Origin of the sequence: Butyricicoccus sp. AM78-15b2TA, from assembly GCF_027665985.1 — a bacterium.
Lineage (GTDB): Bacteria > Bacillota > Clostridia > Oscillospirales > Butyricicoccaceae > Agathobaculum > Agathobaculum butyriciproducens.
In genome coordinates, this window is record NZ_JAQEHY010000006.1 from 150623 (window position 1) to 166911 (window position 16289).

Genomic DNA, 16289 nt, shown 5'->3' on the forward strand with positions numbered 1-16289 from the left:
ATAGATGCCTTATGTACCTGTACCAAAGGATTTAACCAAAGTTAAGACCAAGCTGGCCTTCAATCTGACGAAGCGCCAGCTTATTTGTTTCAGCCTTGCCGGACTTGTCGGCCTTCCGGTGTATTTCTTTACCCGCGGGGCGATCGGCAATTCGGCGGCTGTACTTTTGATGATCGGGCTGATGATGCCCTTTTTCTTCTTCGCCATGTATGAGCGTGACGGGCAGCCGGCAGAAAAGATCTTGAAGAACCGGCTCCGTTATAAGCTCTGGCCGAAGGACCGTCCATACAGGACGGATAACCTGTATAAATCTATGTCAAAGAAGGAGGTTACAAAGATTGCCAAAAAACAAGCAGCAGGAAGCTCAGGAAAAGCGTCTGCAAAAAAATATCAGGCAGGCCAAAAAGACCAGAGCCGATGCAAAGCAGGGCAAAACTAAGTCTGCCCGTTCCAAGCCGTCTAAAAAAGGCGGCTTTTTTGCCGGGCTGAAAGCAGATGCCCCGCAGACGGTCCAGCAGAGCATCCCCTACCGTGAAATGTACCGGGATGGGATCTGCCGGCTGACTGATACCCTTTACACCAAAACGGTGCAGTTTTTTGATATTAACTATCAGCTTGCACAGGCAGATGATAAAGCACAGATCTTCGAGGGTTACTGCGATTTCTTAAATTACTTCGATGCCTCGATCCATGTGCAGCTTACCTTTATCAACCAGCGGGCCAATATGCAGGATTTTACCAGAAGCATTGACATCCCTCCCCGCGGCGACGAGTATGACGGAATCCGCAGGGAATACGGGGATATGTTAAAGAACCAGTTGCAGAAAGGAAATAACGGTCTCACCAAACGCAAATACATTACCTTTGGAATCGAGGCAGATGACCTGCGTACTGCGAAAATGCGTCTGGAACGCATTGAAACGGATGTGCTGGCAAATTTCAAGACCCTGGGAGTTCAGGCGAGATCCTTAAACGGACTGGAACGTCTGGAACTTCTTCACAGCCAGCTTCACCCGGACGGTCAGGAAAAGTTTCATTTCCAGTGGTCGGATCTGCCTAAGACTGGTCTTTCTACCAAAGACTTCATTTCCCCATCCGGGCTGTCTTTTTCAAAGGATGGAAAGACATTCCGGGTAGGCGACCATTCCGGTGCTGTCTCCTTTTTGCAGATTTTGGCGCCGGAGCTTACCGACCGGCTTTTAGCGGATCTTCTTGACTTAAACGACGCCGTGACCGTCAACCTGCATATCCAGTCTATCGACCAGGCGCAGGCGATCCGAAACATCAAGCGAAAAATGTCGGACCTGCAGAAAATGACCATTGAGGAACAAAAGAAAGCGGTCCGATCCGGGTATGACATGGACATCATTCCCACCGACCTTGCCACCTATGGAGAGGAAGCCAAAAATCTTTTGCAGGATTTACAGAGCCGCAATGAGCGCATGTTCCTTGTGACGGTACTGGTGGAAAATATCGCTGCCAAACGTCAGAAGCTGTTTAATGATATTTTTGCCGCTTCGGGTGTGGCACAGAAATACAACTGTGCCTTAAAACGGCTGGATTACCAACAGGAACAGGGGCTTATGTCCTCGCTTGCTCTTGGCACGAACCAGATTGAAATTGAGCGCGGGCTTACGACCAGCAGCACAGCGATCTTTGTACCGTTTACCACCTGTGAATTGTTCCAGGAGGGCGAGGCGTTGTATTACGGTCTGAACGCCCTTTCCAATAACCTGATCATGGCGAACAGAAAAACGCTGAAAAATCCCAATGGGCTGTTTCTCGGTACCCCAGGAAGCGGTAAATCTTTCTCTGCCAAGCGTGAGATCGTCAATGTGTTTCTTCTGACGGAGGACGACATCATTATCGCTGACCCGGAAAATGAGTATGGGCCGCTGGTACAGCAGTTCGGTTCCCAGGGGCAGGTCATTGATATTTCTCCTACTTCCACGAACTACATCAACCCGATGGACATCAATCTGGACTATTCCGATGATGAAAACCCGATCACTTTGAAAAGTGATTTTATCCTGTCGCTGTGTGACCTTATCATCGGCGGCAAAGAAGGACTTTCCCCCATTGAAAGGACGATCATCGACCGTTGTACCAGACTGGTGTACCGGGAATACCTGCAGGACCCGTGCCCGGAAAATATGCCGATCTTAGGTGATCTTTACGAGCTGCTTTTGAAACAGTCTGAACCGGAGGCACAGAATATCGCAACGGCGCTGGAAATCTATGTCAATGGTTCCCTTAACGTGTTCAACCACCGTTCCAATATCCAGATGGATAAACACCGGGTACTGTGTTTCCAGCTTAAGTCACTGGGAAAAGCCTTAAAGGAAATCGGGCTTTTGATCATGCAGGATGCGGTGTGGAACCGTGTCACGGCCAATCGCTCCAAACATAAAACAACCTGGTTCTATATCGACGAATTCCATCTTCTTTTGAAAGGGCAGACAGGAAGTTTCAGCGTGGAGATCTGGAAACGCTTCCGTAAATGGGGCGGAATCCCATCAGGTTTAACGCAGAATGTCAAGGACCTTCTGGCTTCCCGTGAGATCGAAAATATTTTTGAGAACTCGGACTTTATCTATATGCTCAACCAGGCCCAGGGAGACCGTCAGATTTTGGCAAAGCAGTTGGGAATCTCCCCGCACCAGCTTTCGTATGTGACCCATTCCGGTCCCGGCGAGGGGCTTTTGTTCTTTGGAAATGTGATCATCCCTTTTGTGGACCACTTCCCGAAGGACACACTCTTGTACAGCGTGCTTACCACAAGACCGGATGAAGTAGCGGGGACCAAAGCGTGAGACAAAAATTAAAATGGATCGGAGGTGAGAACAATGGCACACGACAGGGAATTTCAAAGGAAGCGCAAAGATACCCGGATGCCGGTGCGTGATTCCCACGGGGAGGATCAACCGGCAGCCAGGCAGACCGAACAGGATTTTGACCTGCGCAGGGCACGGGACACCCCTTCTTCTGTCAACGGCAAGACACACAGGCAGGACATCCCTGTACAGACGGAATTTTCCCATCTGTCACCGGAAACACCGGCGTCCTTGCTGGAACAGGGCGAAGCGTATGCAACCGCTTTGGATGGTTTTTCGGAACACTTTGAGACACCGGATGCTACCAGGACAGCGCCCCCGATACAGGACAACGTGCGAAGCAATTTCCGGCAGGAGGCTTCCAGGCGTTCTTTTGTAACAGAGGATGTGACAGACCATGATACCGGAAAATATGCTCCTTCTTCCGAAGGCTCAGCCACACCGGACAGCACAGACAGATCCGGTCAGGAACACCGTTACCGAACACACCAGCATGGGAACAAATATCAGCAGCGTTTTCAGGAAGCGGCACAGGCGGAGGAACAGGCAGCGCAGAAGGAAAAGGGTATGGATAGCGAACCGCCGAAAACATCCAAGCTGGAATTTACTGCGGATGAACTACCGCCGGAGACAAAGGATAAAAAGCTCACCCATGCAAGACGGAAGGCGGAACGGACTGCACAAAAAGCAGAGCAGGCGCAAAATCGTCTACCTGCCCGGAAGAAACTGCGCATGGAGACGGTTTCCGACCCGGAGACCGGAAAAGCCAAAAAACACTTAAAATTTGAAAAGGAGGTCAAATCCCAAAAGGTCCATGTAAAAGGACCTGTACCCCTGCGTCCGGTCAAGGCGGGCGCCAATACTGCCATTGGTTACGCTCATAAAAAGATTTATGAGGCAGAGGATGAAAATGTGGGCATCAAGGCAGCCCACCGCTCTGAACTTGTGGGCGAGGCAGGGCTTCGCACGGCATATCACCGGCATAAAACTGCCCCCTACCGAAAGGCAGCGAAATTACAGCAAAAATCAGCAAAAGCAAACGCAAGACTTGCTTACCGGCAGGCTCTTAGCGACCACCCGGAGCTGAAGAAACATGCGATTGCCCGGATATGGCAGAAACAAAAACTGAAAAGGCAGTATGCCAAGGCTGCCCGTGAAGCCGGGAAACAGGCAAAAAATGCCGCAGTCGCAACAGAGAGGGTCAGCGTCGGTATTGTCCATGCGGTCAAACGGCACCCTGTAATCTGCCTTGTCCTCCTGCTTCTCCTTTTGGTAATTTTCCTGATCACATCCCTGTTTTCCACGTTCTCCAATATCGGGACCGGCGGTTTGGGAAGTCTGGCTGCTTCTACCTATCTTGCAGATGATCAGGACATCAACCAGGCGGAGCTTACCTATACCGAATGGGAAACGGATCTGCAAATGGAAATAGACCGGGTGGAATCAGACCGCCCCGGCTATGACGAATACCGGTATAACCTGGGCGCAATCGAGCATGACCCGTATGTGCTGATGGGGTATCTGACTTCTGCTTATCAGGGATTTACTTACGATGAAGTGGAAAGCGTGCTGCGGCAGCTTTTCCAGGAACAATATACCCTGTCCTTTTCAGAAGAAACCGAGATCCGTTACCGCACCGAAACTTCCGTTGATCCGGAAACCGGGGAAGAAACCCAGGAGGAAGTGCCTTATGAATGGCGCATCTTAAATGTCAAGCTCACGGTTATACCTCTGGAAAACCTGGTCGTTTCCCGGATGAACGCAGACCAGAAAGAGATCTGCGAGATCCTGCTGCAGACAAAAGGAAACCGCCAGTATGTCAAAAATGTCTTTGGCACCAACTGGCTCCCTTATGTGACCAGTTATTACGGCTACCGGGTACATCCCATCAGTGGGGAAAAGAACTATCACACCGGTGTGGACATCGGGATGCCGGAGGGCACAGAGATCCTTGCCGGGCATGACGGAACGGTCACCCTTGCGGGAAATGCCGGCGGTTATGGCTTGTGTGTCGCTATTGAAGGCGAGGCATACGAAGGACATACCCTGACGACCAAATACGGGCACTGTTCCCAGATCCTTGTTTCTGCCGGGCAGGAGGTCAAAGCCGGGGATGTGATCGCAAAGGTCGGGAATACCGGAAATTCTACCGGGGCCCACCTGCACTTAGAAGTCCTGGTTGACGGCCAGTATTTGAATCCCCTGTATTTTGCCGATACCGGCGATACCAGCGAACGGCACCTGCCGGAAGTTGGTTCAGGCGGCACAGGAAACTACTTCGATTATGACATTCCACCGGAAGCCCTTGCGGATGAACAGTTTGCCGCAATGATGGCCGAGGCGGAAAAATATCTTGGCTATCCGTATGTATGGGGAGGCGCAAGCCCTTCCACTTCCTTTGACTGTTCCGGCTATGTGTCCTGGGTGATCAACAACTGCGGCGTTGGCTGGAATTTCGGAAGGCTGACCGCGGATGGTCTTTTAGGTGTATGTACGCCGGTATCAAGTGCGGATGCAAAACCGGGCGACCTGATCTTCTTCCAGGGAACCTACAACACCAACGGCGCAAGCCATGTAGGGATCTATGTGGGAAATGGAATGATGATCCACTGTGGAGACCCGATTTCTTATGCAAACATCAATACAAGCTACTGGCAGCAGCATTTTTATACATTTGGGCGTCTGCCTTAACAGATTGGAGGTAATAAATTGAATCCTAAAATTGAAAAACTGGAAAAGGAAATTGAAAAGACCAAAACAAAGATTGCGGAAATGCAGGCAAAGCTCCATAAGCTGGAGGAACAAAAAACAGAGCTGGAAAATACCGATTATGTAGCGGTGGCGCGCAGTTTCAAACTGACGCCCCAGCAGCTTGCGGATTTTTTGAAATCACAGCAGGCAGCCCCTTCGGAAACTGTTTTACCGCAGGAGAAGGAGGATGTGCATGAGGCTTAAAAAACTTTCCCTGCTGCTGGCGCTTACGCTTCTTGTAAGTGTCAGCGCATTACCTGTAACGGCTCATGCCGGCGGTTCCAAAGACACCACACCGCCAACGCTGACTGCTTCCATGGAGGGCGATGCCCTGAAAATAGAAAGCAGTGACGATCTATCCGGCGTGGAGGCGGTCTTTGTTGATGAAAACCGTATCAACTCCCTCACCGACGGGAAAGCGTCGGTCGCACTGAAAGATTATGCCGGAACAGAAAAACAGGTAAGCATATACGCAAAAGATTATGCCGGCAACCGTTCTGATGTGGTAAAGCTGGATAATCCGTATTACAAAGAACCGGCTCCTGAAAAGAAACCTGCTACGGCAGCACCCCAGAGTCCGTCCGGTACACAGACAAAACCGCCTAAGGAAGAAAAACCTTCCGGCTCAAACGCTGCAACCCCTTCCGGCGGCGGAAATTCTTCCGGTTCAGATAACAGTACCGGACAGCAGGAAAATACTTCTGCGATCCCGGAAGGTGCATTTACCCCGGAAGGCACCGGAACGGTACAGGACAACATCAGCGGTACGGATGGGGAAAAGCAGTTTTACACCATCACTACGGACGCGGGCAATGTCTTTTATCTGGTGATCGACGGGAAACGGGAAGATAACAATGTCTACTTTTTAAACGGCGTCACAGAGTCCGACCTGATGGCGCTTGCAGAAAAGAACAATGGCAGCATGAGCATGATTCCCCAGGAAGAAAGCTGCAACTGCACAGAAAAATGTGAGGCAGGAAAGGTTAATACCGGCTGTCCGGTCTGCAAAAATGACTTAAATGGCTGCAAAGGAAAAGAAAAGCCGGCGGAAACTGAAAAACCGGCAGAACCGGAAAAGCCGAAGAAAGAAACCGGCAGCGTCGGCACGATCCTGTTTATCCTTGCTGCCTTACTTGCGGTCGGCGGGATCGGTTACTATGTAAAAATCGTGCGTCCGAAACAGCAGGCCGAGGACGATGCGGAATTTGAGGATGACGGTTATGGCGAAGGCTTTGACCCGGATGAGGCATACGGGGAACCGGAATATCTTTCCGAGGATGATTTTGACGACAAGGACAGCAAATAAGGCTGTCCTTTTAGATTTTATGAAAGTGAGGATTTTTTCATGGAACATATCATAACCAGACGCCGCGGCTTTCGCAAGCTGTTGGCGTTTTTGCTTTGTATGGCAAGCATTTTGGGGCTTCTTCCGGCTCAGGCTTTTGCCATGTCTGTCGGACAGACGGCAAGCTCCTGGCTGGGCGACGAGTATGTGGGCTCTGATGGGAACCACTACCGTGCCCCGGCGCCTTACACCTATCTTGCCTACCATGCAGACGGAACCATCGATGTACACACCAGTTCCGGGGGCAATGCTTACCGGCACTATATGCTGACGGATTCTGACGGGATCAGCCACCAGGTTTACTGTGTGGAGAGCGGGATTCCTTACCATACTTCGGAAAATACCTATGTTTCGGAAAGCGGGACCAACAGCCAATACCTGAACCTGCTTCCTGCCGAGGCAAGGAGGGGGATCACCCTGACTGCGATCTATGGCTGGAAACCCGGTGCGGCGCTCCCTGTTTCCGGAATCAACGAGGATGACTATAAGATGGCAACCCAGATCATCCTTTGGGAATACCAGCAGCAACTTAGAAGCGATCCGTACAGCCGCCACGGAAACGGCCACGCAGACGCCGACCAGTATTTCAGCGTGATCGCCGGACGACCGGCAGAAAAAGCCTATGACTGGATTCTTGCACAGGTCGCTTCCCATTCCACAGTACCTTCCTTTACTTCTTCTAAGAAAAGCGAAGCACCGGAACTGGAACTGAAATGGGATGTAGAAAAAAAGGTCTATACCCTGACGGTCACAGATACCAACAACTTGAAGATCGATCTGGAGGCTTTGAAAGGCAGCGGCGTTTCTGTGACAAGAAACGGAAATGAATACACCTTTACCAGCAGGCAGATGATGATGGACCCGGTGCTGTTTGAATTCCGAAAGAATATCCCGGTGGCAAACGACATGCTGATCTGGGGCAGACCAGGCTACCAGACCATGATGACCGGCGCCAGCGATCCGGTTTCCTTCTTTGTAAAGATCAAAACGGAAACTTACGGTACCGCAAAACTTGTCAAGACCAGTGAGGACGGCATTGTTTCCGGTATCACCTTCCATATCTCCGGTACGGACATTTTGGGAAATGAAGTCAATGAGGAAGTTACGACCGGAGAAAACGGCCAGATTGAAAAGAAGCTCCTGCCGGGAACCTATCTGGTAAAAGAACTTCCGGTGGATCGCTATGTGACCCCTTCCGCACAGTACGTGACCATTGAAAGCGGGCAGACTTCTTCGGTACATTTCAGCAATATCCTGAAGAAGTTCCGTGTCCATGTGGTAAAGAGTGATGCTGACACCGGAAATGCCCAGGGGGACGCCACGCTTGCAGGGGCGACCTATGGGATCTTCCGTGATGGCGAACTGATCGACACTTATACTACCGGGCCGGATGGCAGCTTTATGACTCGCTATTATGTGTGCGGGGATAACTGGACGATCCGGGAGATCGAACCGAGCACCGGGTATCTTCTGAATGAAACCGTTTATGAAGTGGGTGCATCCCCTTCCCTGTATGAAGTGGAACTCAATACCACAGAAAATCAGGTGACGGAAACGGTTATTTACGGAAATATCCAGCTTGTCAAGCACACCGATGACCTGGACCCGGATGTGCCTGAGGGCGAAAATACCGACGATCCCAATGCCGGTATCATCGAACGCCCGGAAGCAGGCGCAGTCTTTGAAATTTACTTAAAGGCAGCCGGAAGCTATGACGCGGCAAAGGAAAGTGAACGCGACCTTCTTACCACGGATGCGGATGGTTTTGCTTCCAGTAAACCGCTTCCGTATGGGCATTATACGGTCCATCAAATCGCAGGCGAGGAAGGCAAAGCCTTTGTCCCGGACTTTACGGTATTCATTTCCTCTGACGGAAAGACTTACAGCTATATCCTGAACAACCGCACCATCACAGCCCGTCTGAAAGTTGAAAAATGTGACGCAGAGACCGGAAAGATTATCCCTGTGACCGGAACCGGTTTTCAGATCAAGGATCTTTCCACCGGGGAATTTATCACCCAGACCGTCTACTATCCGAACCCGGAAACACTGAATACCTTCTATGTTTCTGACGAGGGCTGGCTGATGCTGCCGGAGCCTTTGGCCGCCGGGGATTATGAACTTTATGAGGTAGCTGCTCCTTACGGCTATGTGCTTTCCGACCAGCCGGTACCGTTTACCATTGACGGCAGCGAGGCGGTTGTGACGGTCACGCAGTACAATATGCCGCAGAAAGGCCAGCTTACCATCACAAAGACCGGAGAAGTATTTGCTTCTGTCCAGGAAAACGACGGACTGTACCAACCGGTATATGAGGTTGCCGGACTTCCTGGAGCGGTCTATGATGTGATCGCAGATGAAGATATTTATACCGGTGACGGTACCTTGCGGGCAGAAAAAGATACGGTTGTGGAAACACTTACGACCGGCGAGGACGGCACAGCGAAAAGCGGGTCTCTCTATCTTGGCCGTTATCGTCTGGAGGAACGTCAGGCGCCTTCCGGCTGTGTGTTGAATCCTCAACCGGAATATGTGGAACTGACCTATGCGGGTGAGACCATAGAGGTTACACAGACAGCGGCCGGTCTTTATGACGAACGCCAGAAAGTGGATGTCACACTTTTCAAGGCAATGGAGACCGATGACCTGTTCGGTCTTGGCATGAACGAGGAATATAAGGATATTTCCTTTGGACTTTATGCTTCCGCAGACCTGACGGCGGCAGATGGCAGCGTAATCCCGGCAGGTGGACTTCTGGAAGTGGTCTCTGTTTCGTCTGAGGAATCCGGCGGTTACAGCGCTTCCTTCGCTTCCGACCTGCCTTTTGGCAGCTATTATGTCAAGGAACGCACAACCAACGGCGCCTATATCCTTTCGGATCAGGAATATCCGGTTGTCTTTGAGTATGCTGGTCAGGAAACCGCCCTGGTACAGATCCTTGTCAATGAAGGCGAGGCTGTTTCCAATGAACTTCTCCGTGGGCGTGTAGACGGTGTAAAAGTCGGGGAAAACCCGGAAGGCGGCGAGGATGTCACGCTTGCCGGTGCGCTCATGGGTCTGTTTAGACCTGATACCGAAGAATTTACTGAAGAAAATGCGCTGCTTACTGCTATTACCGGAAAAGACGGCAGTTTTTCCTTTGAGAACATTCCTTACGGACACTGGATCGTCAAGGAGATCTCTGCCCCTGACCTTTATACGGTAAGCCCGCAGCAGCACCATGTATATATCGGTGCAGACGGACAGCATATCGAGATCCGTGTGGAAAACACCCTGATCCGCGGCAGTGTGCAGGTAACTAAAACCGAAGCTGTGGAGGAACCGTCCCCTGTGGAAAAGGAGGATAAGAAAGACAAGAATTCTTTCCTGCGCTTCCTGCCCGGTGCAGTGTTCGACCTGTATGCGGATTCCAACGCCAACCAGGAATATGATCCTGACGATCAAAAGATCGGTACGCTGAAAGAAACCGATGCAGGCTATCATACGGCGGAAAACCTTCTGGCTGGCGGCTACTTTATCAAAGAAAGCAAAGCGCCGGAGGGCTATCAGCCTGACTCAAACGCTTACTATTTTTCCATCACAGAAGATGGACAGGTCGCAGTTGTGGAAAATGGAGAAGCCGGGCACGGGTTTACCAATGAGGCTTACCGCGGCAACTTAAAGATCACAAAGGATTCCAGCGACGGGCGCAAAGATGGTTTTGCCATCGAGGTTAAGAGTGCGGACGGCTCCTACTGCGAGACATTCACCACTCCAAAATCCGGCGTGATTGAAGTTAAGGGCCTTCGTGTCGGTATTTATACCGTAACAGAAGTTGCAAACCGGGCAAGCAAGGATTACATCATTCCTGATGCCGCTACGGTGGAGATCAAGGCAGATCAGACATCTACAGTCCAGTTCTTTAATGAAAAACCGGAAAAGCCGGATAACCCAAAGAACCCGGAAAAGCCTTCTGTTCCCTCCAATCCTTCCACCCCTCAAAAGCCGGTACCGCAGACCGGGGATGATCCGTATATTTTCCTGTATGGCGGACTGCTGGCAGCCGTACTGATCGGTGGCAGCGTATTTGCTGTGTATTATTTCAAAAAGGGAAAATACAGCAGGACTTCCCCGAAAAGAACGGCTGTCGGGGTTTCTGTCCTTTCACTCTGCGTTCTGGTGGCTCTTGGCAGCGGTTTTTTGGTGTTCCGTGACTTGAACCAGTATGCTGAGAGTAAAGATGCCTATCGAGATCTTGCCGGATATGTGGAAGTACCGGAGCAGACAGCTTCCCCGGAGTCGGCACCCGATCCGACAGAACCAAAACGGGACGATGCCGATATTGTCCTGCCTTCGGTAGACTTTGAAACGCTCCGTGAAAATGGACCGGACATCATCGGATGGCTTTCTCTTCCTGATACGGTGCTCAATTATCCGGTGACGCATACCGACAACAACGAGTATTACCTGAACCATCTTTATGACGGGACCTATAACAAGGTTGGCTGCCTGTTTGCCGACTATGAAAACCGGGCAGATTTTTCAGACCGCAATACGATCATTTACGGTCATAATATGCGGGATGGTTCCATGTTTGCCTTGCTGAACCGGTACGATGAACAAAGTTACTTTGATACTCACAGGCAGATGTATCTCGTTACTCCGAAGGGGGGTTATGTCATGGAGATCTTTACGGCATTTGCAGCAAAACCGGAAGAATCCGGCAGTAAAACTTCTCCCTGGCAGCTTTCCTGGAAGGATGACGGTGCTTATACTACCTGGCTTACAGCTATGAAGGAACGTTCTGCGGTGGAAAGTGATGTGACTGTGACCTGCAGCGATAAGGTACTGACCCTTTCTACCTGTACGCCGGGCGGCACAGGACGCTTTCTTGTCATGGGAAAACTCGTGAAAGTAGATAACGAAATATAGATTTTAGACGGTGCGGGGGCAAAAGCTCCCGCACCTGCTGTTTACAAGGAGGATTTTATTTTATGGTAAATACCATGATTTCCATTCCCGGCTATGTCCATCTTTACCGCTCGCTTTTGCGGTTTTACGACATGCCGGAAAATGAAGTCCGGGAAATGCTCTATCTTCTGAATACGGCAAACCTGGACTGCTATGAGTATTATCACCCGGACCGCAGTGTGATCCAGAGCGGACCGGTCGCTTTTTGCGGATGGCTGGAAACGAAAGACTGCCGCCCTTACCGCACAGAGGTACAGCTTTACAAATCGCTGCTGTTTTTGAAGCGCAGCATTGACCGTGACCTGATCGTATCAGCTCAAAGGGAGGCTCTGCAAACCCTGCGCTGTATTATCTCCAATCTGGAATACCGCTTTTATAAAGCCTATGGCATGGAGATCGAGGACAAACGCACGGTCTATGGGGAATGTACCTACCGTCTGGTTCCCAGGGAGGATGAACCCAGCGTGTGCCTGATGCACGACTGGATCTACCTGCCAACTGCCTGATGTCACGAATAATATATAAAATATGTGACATATATGAAAACTGTACTGCCTTGCAAAATTTTTGATTTTTGATGTATAAATCAGATTTTTAATGGGAACACTCAAAATAAGAGGAATAGGACCTATTGCAATCATGTCACGAATAATATATAATATTCGTGACATGAAGGGAGGCGGTATTGTGGACAACGGATATACAAAACGAATACGAGAGCGTGTTCTTTCTCTTGAAGATGGAACTGTTTTTGTGATGTCTGATTTTGCGGATATTGCAGATACATCCACTATTCGTCAAAGTTTAAGCCGTTTAGTGCAATCAGGAACATTGCGCCGTATTTTGAAAGGAGTTTATGAAAAACCAAAATATAGCAAACTTCTGGATGAATATGTGGCGGCAGACCCGGAAGCGGTGGCGAACGCATTGGCACGAAGTTATCACTGGACGATTGCCCCATGTGGGAATACAGCATTGAACCTGTTAGGTCTTTCAACACAGGTAACAGCAGTATGGTCCTATATCAGCGATGGTCCATATAAGACCTACGAGTGGAACTCTACAAAGCTGGAATTTAAGCACCGGACCAATAAGGAGATTACCGGATTGTCCTATATGACAAGTTTGGTTATACAGGCATTAAAAACGCTTGGCAGATCGAATGTTACGCCAGAAGTCATACAGATGCTTTCCGAAAAACTGACAGACAAGGATAAACAGGCTTGTTTGAAGGAAGCAACCGAGTCTACGGATTGGGTTTACGATACGATACGGCAGATTTGTGGAGGTGAAAAGGTACAATGAGAAATATAGCAAGACTTTCAGATAACGACCGCAGGGAGCTGTTCAGAAATACAGCAGATAAAATGGGGCTGAATGATGCCATCGTGGAAAAAGACTTTTGGGTATGTTTTACGCTGGATTATTTATTTCACCGCTCACCATGGAAAGAGTCCATCACCTTTAAGGGAGGTACCAGCCTTTCAAAAGCCTTTCACCTGATCAGCCGGTTTTCAGAAGATATTGATTTGATTCTGGACTGGCGTGTATTGGGATATGGCAAAGATGAACCATGGGAGAAACGTTCCAATACAAAACAGGATGCTTTTAACAAAGAAGCCAATGTGCGTGCAGAGGTATTTCTGTCCGAAACATTCTGCCCGGCAGTCAAAGCCGGCTTATCCCAGGAAATCGGTTGTGAAGCAAATGTCTACATAGATGAAAAGGATAAACAGACGGTCATTTTCGCCTATCCGCACCTTTTTACGAATACGGCGACTTTACAGGTGATCCGTTTAGAGATTGGTGCGCTGGCAGCGTGGACTCCTGCAAAAACAGCGCTGATCGAACCATACGCGGCAAAATATTATCCGAAGATTTTTGAGCAAAAAGAAACCGCAATCCTTACCGTTGCCCCGGAACGGACCTTCTGGGAAAAAGCCACAATCCTGCACCATGAAGCGAACAGACCGGAACATTTGGAAATGCCGCAGCGGTATTCCAGACATTATTATGATCTCTACCGCATGGCTGCAACACCGGTCAAAGAAGCTGCTTTTTCCAGGCTGGATCTCCTGAAGAAAGTTGTAGATTTCAAAATGAAATTCTATCCCAGAGCATGGGCGAAGTACCCGGAGGCTGTGCCGGGCACATTAAAATTACTCCCGCCGGAATATCGGTTCGCAGCATTGGAAACGGACTATAACTCTATGCAGGATATGTTGTATGGGGATATTCCGACATTTGAGACAGTCATAGCAGCGGTCCAGGAACTGGAAAAAGAGATCAATACACTATAAACAATTACATATCCATTTATTTGCCGGCTATTCTAAGATGCTTTAGAATAGCCGGTTTCTTGTTTTCAAAGGAGGGATGCTATATTACGCAAAATGAAGTCAATGCCGTTTTTGACGAACAGGTACGGCTCTGTGCTGATACCTTGAAACGAAAAACCAAAGAATACACCGGGGATGACCCGGACCGGCTGATTGCATTTAAGGCAGCGGCAGCTTTACAGCATACAACGCCCCAGCGTGCCCTTGCCGGTATGCTGGCAAAGCATATTGTTTCTCTGTACGATATGTGCTTTGCCGAGGAAACAGTTTATCCGATGGACACATGGGACGAAAAGATCACAGACAGTCTTAACTATCTGTTCTTACTGAAAGCGATTGTAAAGGAGGGACATACCAATTAAACAGATTGAAGTAAAAATTTTGAACTGCCAGGCGGTAGCGGAAGCAGAAAAAAACATGGTCTTTGCGGCAAGACTTACCCAGCAGGGACATAAGATTGCCTCAATGGACGACCTGATGGAGCTCTACGAAAAATCATTCAGCGTTCAGACAGTAGCAGCTATGGGGGCGCTTCCCCATCCTACCATCCAGAAATTTGCGGTGATCACGGTAGCCATTGTCGGCGCCAGCAGGCGTTTTCTGGCGCAGATCACCCGCCACCAGAACGAAGTAAAATTTATGAGTGCATCGCTGCAGTACAGCAACTATACGGGACAGGCGGATTTCGCTGTCCCGTATTCTATTATGACGGCTCCGGCAGTGGTACGGGAATTGTACTTAAAAAGCTGTAATGAAAGCATGAAATGTTATGAAGCCCTGTGCACTGCCGGAAGTGGGCACGATGCGGCCGGCTATGCCACGCCCCAGGGATTACGGAATGTACTGCTCATCAGCGCCACCCCTTATCAGTGGAAACATATCATCAGCCAGCGGGTATGCCGGAGAAATACAGATGAAACAAGGATCGTGCTGTTAAAGGTCTGGAAAGAACTTTATGACCTAAGCCCTGCCTTGTTTGCCCCGTCACTGACCGGGCCTTTCTGTCAGATAGATCGATGTCTGGAAGGTAAAATGACCTGTGGACGAAAACTGCAGGCAGATATGACGCCAGAGGATATTTTAGAAAAAGACTATCCTGCTCTTTGGGAAGGAGGCTGCCGATGAAAATAAAACTGATTGACTTTGGCGTACCGGAGCACCAGCGTCCTTACCGTCCGCATGGCAATGATGCCGGGGCAGATGTTTATCTGCCCTATGACTGCACCTTACAGCCCGGAGAAATCGCCAAAATTCCTCTTGGTTTTGGACTGGAAATACCGGATGGGTATGCAGGATATATCTTTCCCCGTACCAGTATGGCGGTAAAAGGTCTGGTCTGTGAACTGCCACCTGTGGATTCCGGCTACCGTGGAGAGATCCATGCGATCATCAGCAATGTAAGCAATCAGGCGCAGTCTCTTTTTAAGGGAGCCCGTATCGGGCAGCTTGTGATCACGCCGATCGTCATTGCGGATTTTGTAACCGATCTGGGAACAGAACGAGGAACCGGCAGCTTTGGCAGTACCGGCGAATAGAAAAAGGCTGTTTGGAGAACAGTTTTTGAATACTTATCGGTATAGGGAGCGGACATTTCGAGAACATTATAAAATATAATAAAGAAAGTCACGAAAAAAGCGGCCATTACCGTGACCGCTTACTTTCTGCTATTGAGTTCTTTCATAATACCGAGGATATATTGCATGGATTGAGGATCAAGCTGTCTTGCCTCTGCAATGAATTCCTTCAAGGTTTCCGGGTAAGTATTTCCTTCATCAAAGAATTCCTGCGGAGTCACACCCAGATATTCGCAGATGTAGAAAAAAGACTGCATAGCGGGAAGTGACTTTTTATTCTCAATATTATTGATGTAGTTGTTTGCCTGACCTAACGATAAAGACATATCGCGTGCGGAAACTCCTTTTTGTGTCCGCAGCTTCGCTAATCGTTCCGGGACAAAATCTTCATACATCGCCTTCACCTCCCATTCTGTAATAGATTGTACCTTACACCCCTTTATTATCCGCAAAGAGAAAAAGGGTATTATCGTTGACTTGCTAAATAAAATCTATT

13 protein-coding genes are annotated in these 16289 nt (G+C 49.4%); 12 read left to right on the plus strand and 1 reads right to left on the minus strand.

The genetic code is table 11. From position 1 onward, the window contains the following. Window positions 1-4 precede the first annotated feature (4 nt). The 12 genes from PGS25_RS07940 (at window position 5) to PGS25_RS07995 (ending at window position 15754) form a co-directional block, all read left to right on the plus strand. Window positions 5-439 carry a PrgI family protein gene (locus tag PGS25_RS07940; RefSeq protein ID WP_005361092.1) on the plus strand — a complete coding sequence of 145 codons (435 nt, stop codon included), beginning with the start codon at window positions 5-7 and terminating at the stop codon, window positions 437-439. Further along, window positions 339-2813: a VirB4-like conjugal transfer ATPase, CD1110 family gene (locus tag PGS25_RS07945; protein WP_173721408.1), complete on the plus strand. Its 2475-nt coding sequence runs from the start codon at window positions 339-341 to the stop codon at window positions 2811-2813. The genes PGS25_RS07940 and PGS25_RS07945 overlap by 101 nt, the downstream gene beginning before the upstream one ends. Window positions 2814-3065: 252 nt before the next feature. Next, on the plus strand, window positions 3066-5525 hold the full coding sequence (locus PGS25_RS07950) for a CD1108 family mobile element protein (protein ID WP_442865247.1): 2460 nt from the start codon (window positions 3066-3068) through the stop codon (window positions 5523-5525). Between the two features lie 18 nt (window positions 5526-5543). Continuing rightward, window positions 5544-5789, plus strand: a complete 246-nt coding sequence (locus PGS25_RS07955; protein ID WP_025577937.1) for a DUF4315 family protein — start codon at window positions 5544-5546, stop codon at window positions 5787-5789. Continuing rightward, a complete protein-coding gene (locus PGS25_RS07960; protein ID WP_055156909.1) occupies window positions 5779-6891 on the plus strand; it encodes a DUF4366 domain-containing protein in 1113 nt (370 codons plus the stop codon). Before PGS25_RS07955 ends, PGS25_RS07960 begins: the two co-directional genes overlap by 11 nt. 39 nt (window positions 6892-6930) lie before the next feature. Next, complete coding sequence (gene srtB / locus PGS25_RS07965; RefSeq protein ID WP_270418221.1) at window positions 6931-11841, plus strand: class B sortase; 4911 nt, start codon at window positions 6931-6933, stop codon at window positions 11839-11841. Between the two features lie 62 nt (window positions 11842-11903). Continuing rightward, on the plus strand, window positions 11904-12386 hold the full coding sequence (locus PGS25_RS07970; RefSeq protein ID WP_015542949.1) for a hypothetical protein: 483 nt from the start codon (window positions 11904-11906) through the stop codon (window positions 12384-12386). A 181-nt stretch (window positions 12387-12567) separates the two neighbouring features. Then, on the plus strand, window positions 12568-13185 hold the full coding sequence (locus tag PGS25_RS07975) for a DUF6088 family protein (RefSeq protein ID WP_055158509.1): 618 nt from the start codon (window positions 12568-12570) through the stop codon (window positions 13183-13185). Then, a complete protein-coding gene (locus PGS25_RS07980) occupies window positions 13182-14180 on the plus strand; it encodes a nucleotidyl transferase AbiEii/AbiGii toxin family protein (protein WP_055158508.1) in 999 nt (332 codons plus the stop codon). The genes PGS25_RS07975 and PGS25_RS07980 overlap by 4 nt, the downstream gene beginning before the upstream one ends. Before the next feature lie 143 nt (window positions 14181-14323). Next, on the plus strand, window positions 14324-14581 hold the full coding sequence (locus tag PGS25_RS07985) for a hypothetical protein (protein WP_207741154.1): 258 nt from the start codon (window positions 14324-14326) through the stop codon (window positions 14579-14581). A 19-nt stretch (window positions 14582-14600) separates the two neighbouring features. Further along, window positions 14601-15344, plus strand: coding sequence for an FAD-dependent thymidylate synthase (locus PGS25_RS07990; RefSeq protein WP_442865248.1), 744 nt, complete (start codon window positions 14601-14603; stop codon window positions 15342-15344). Then, window positions 15341-15754, plus strand: a complete 414-nt coding sequence (locus PGS25_RS07995; RefSeq protein WP_005361111.1) for a dUTP diphosphatase — start codon at window positions 15341-15343, stop codon at window positions 15752-15754. The genes PGS25_RS07990 and PGS25_RS07995 overlap by 4 nt, the downstream gene beginning before the upstream one ends. Before the next feature lie 119 nt (window positions 15755-15873). On the opposite strand, the gene PGS25_RS08000 is transcribed toward PGS25_RS07995, so the two are convergent. Continuing rightward, on the minus strand, window positions 15874-16188 hold the full coding sequence (locus PGS25_RS08000; protein WP_005361112.1) for a helix-turn-helix domain-containing protein: 315 nt from the start codon (window positions 16186-16188) through the stop codon (window positions 15874-15876). Between the last annotated feature and the right edge of the window lie 101 nt (window positions 16189-16289).

What these genes read in the sequence shown, in the direction of transcription:
- PGS25_RS07940 (WP_005361092.1), top strand. Translation starts at nt 5, where the DNA reads ATGCCTTATGTACCTGTACCAAAGGATTTAACCAAAGTTAAGACCAAG.
- PGS25_RS07960 (WP_055156909.1), top strand. Translation starts at nt 5,779, where the DNA reads ATGAGGCTTAAAAAACTTTCCCTGCTGCTGGCGCTTACGCTTCTTGTA.
- srtB (WP_270418221.1), top strand. Translation starts at nt 6,931, where the DNA reads ATGGAACATATCATAACCAGACGCCGCGGCTTTCGCAAGCTGTTGGCG.
- PGS25_RS07970 (WP_015542949.1), top strand. Translation starts at nt 11,904, where the DNA reads ATGGTAAATACCATGATTTCCATTCCCGGCTATGTCCATCTTTACCGC.
- PGS25_RS07980 (WP_055158508.1), top strand. Translation starts at nt 13,182, where the DNA reads ATGAGAAATATAGCAAGACTTTCAGATAACGACCGCAGGGAGCTGTTC.
- PGS25_RS07995 (WP_005361111.1), top strand. Translation starts at nt 15,341, where the DNA reads ATGAAAATAAAACTGATTGACTTTGGCGTACCGGAGCACCAGCGTCCT.
- PGS25_RS08000 (WP_005361112.1), bottom strand. Translation starts at nt 16,188, where the DNA reads ATGTATGAAGATTTTGTCCCGGAACGATTAGCGAAGCTGCGGACACAA.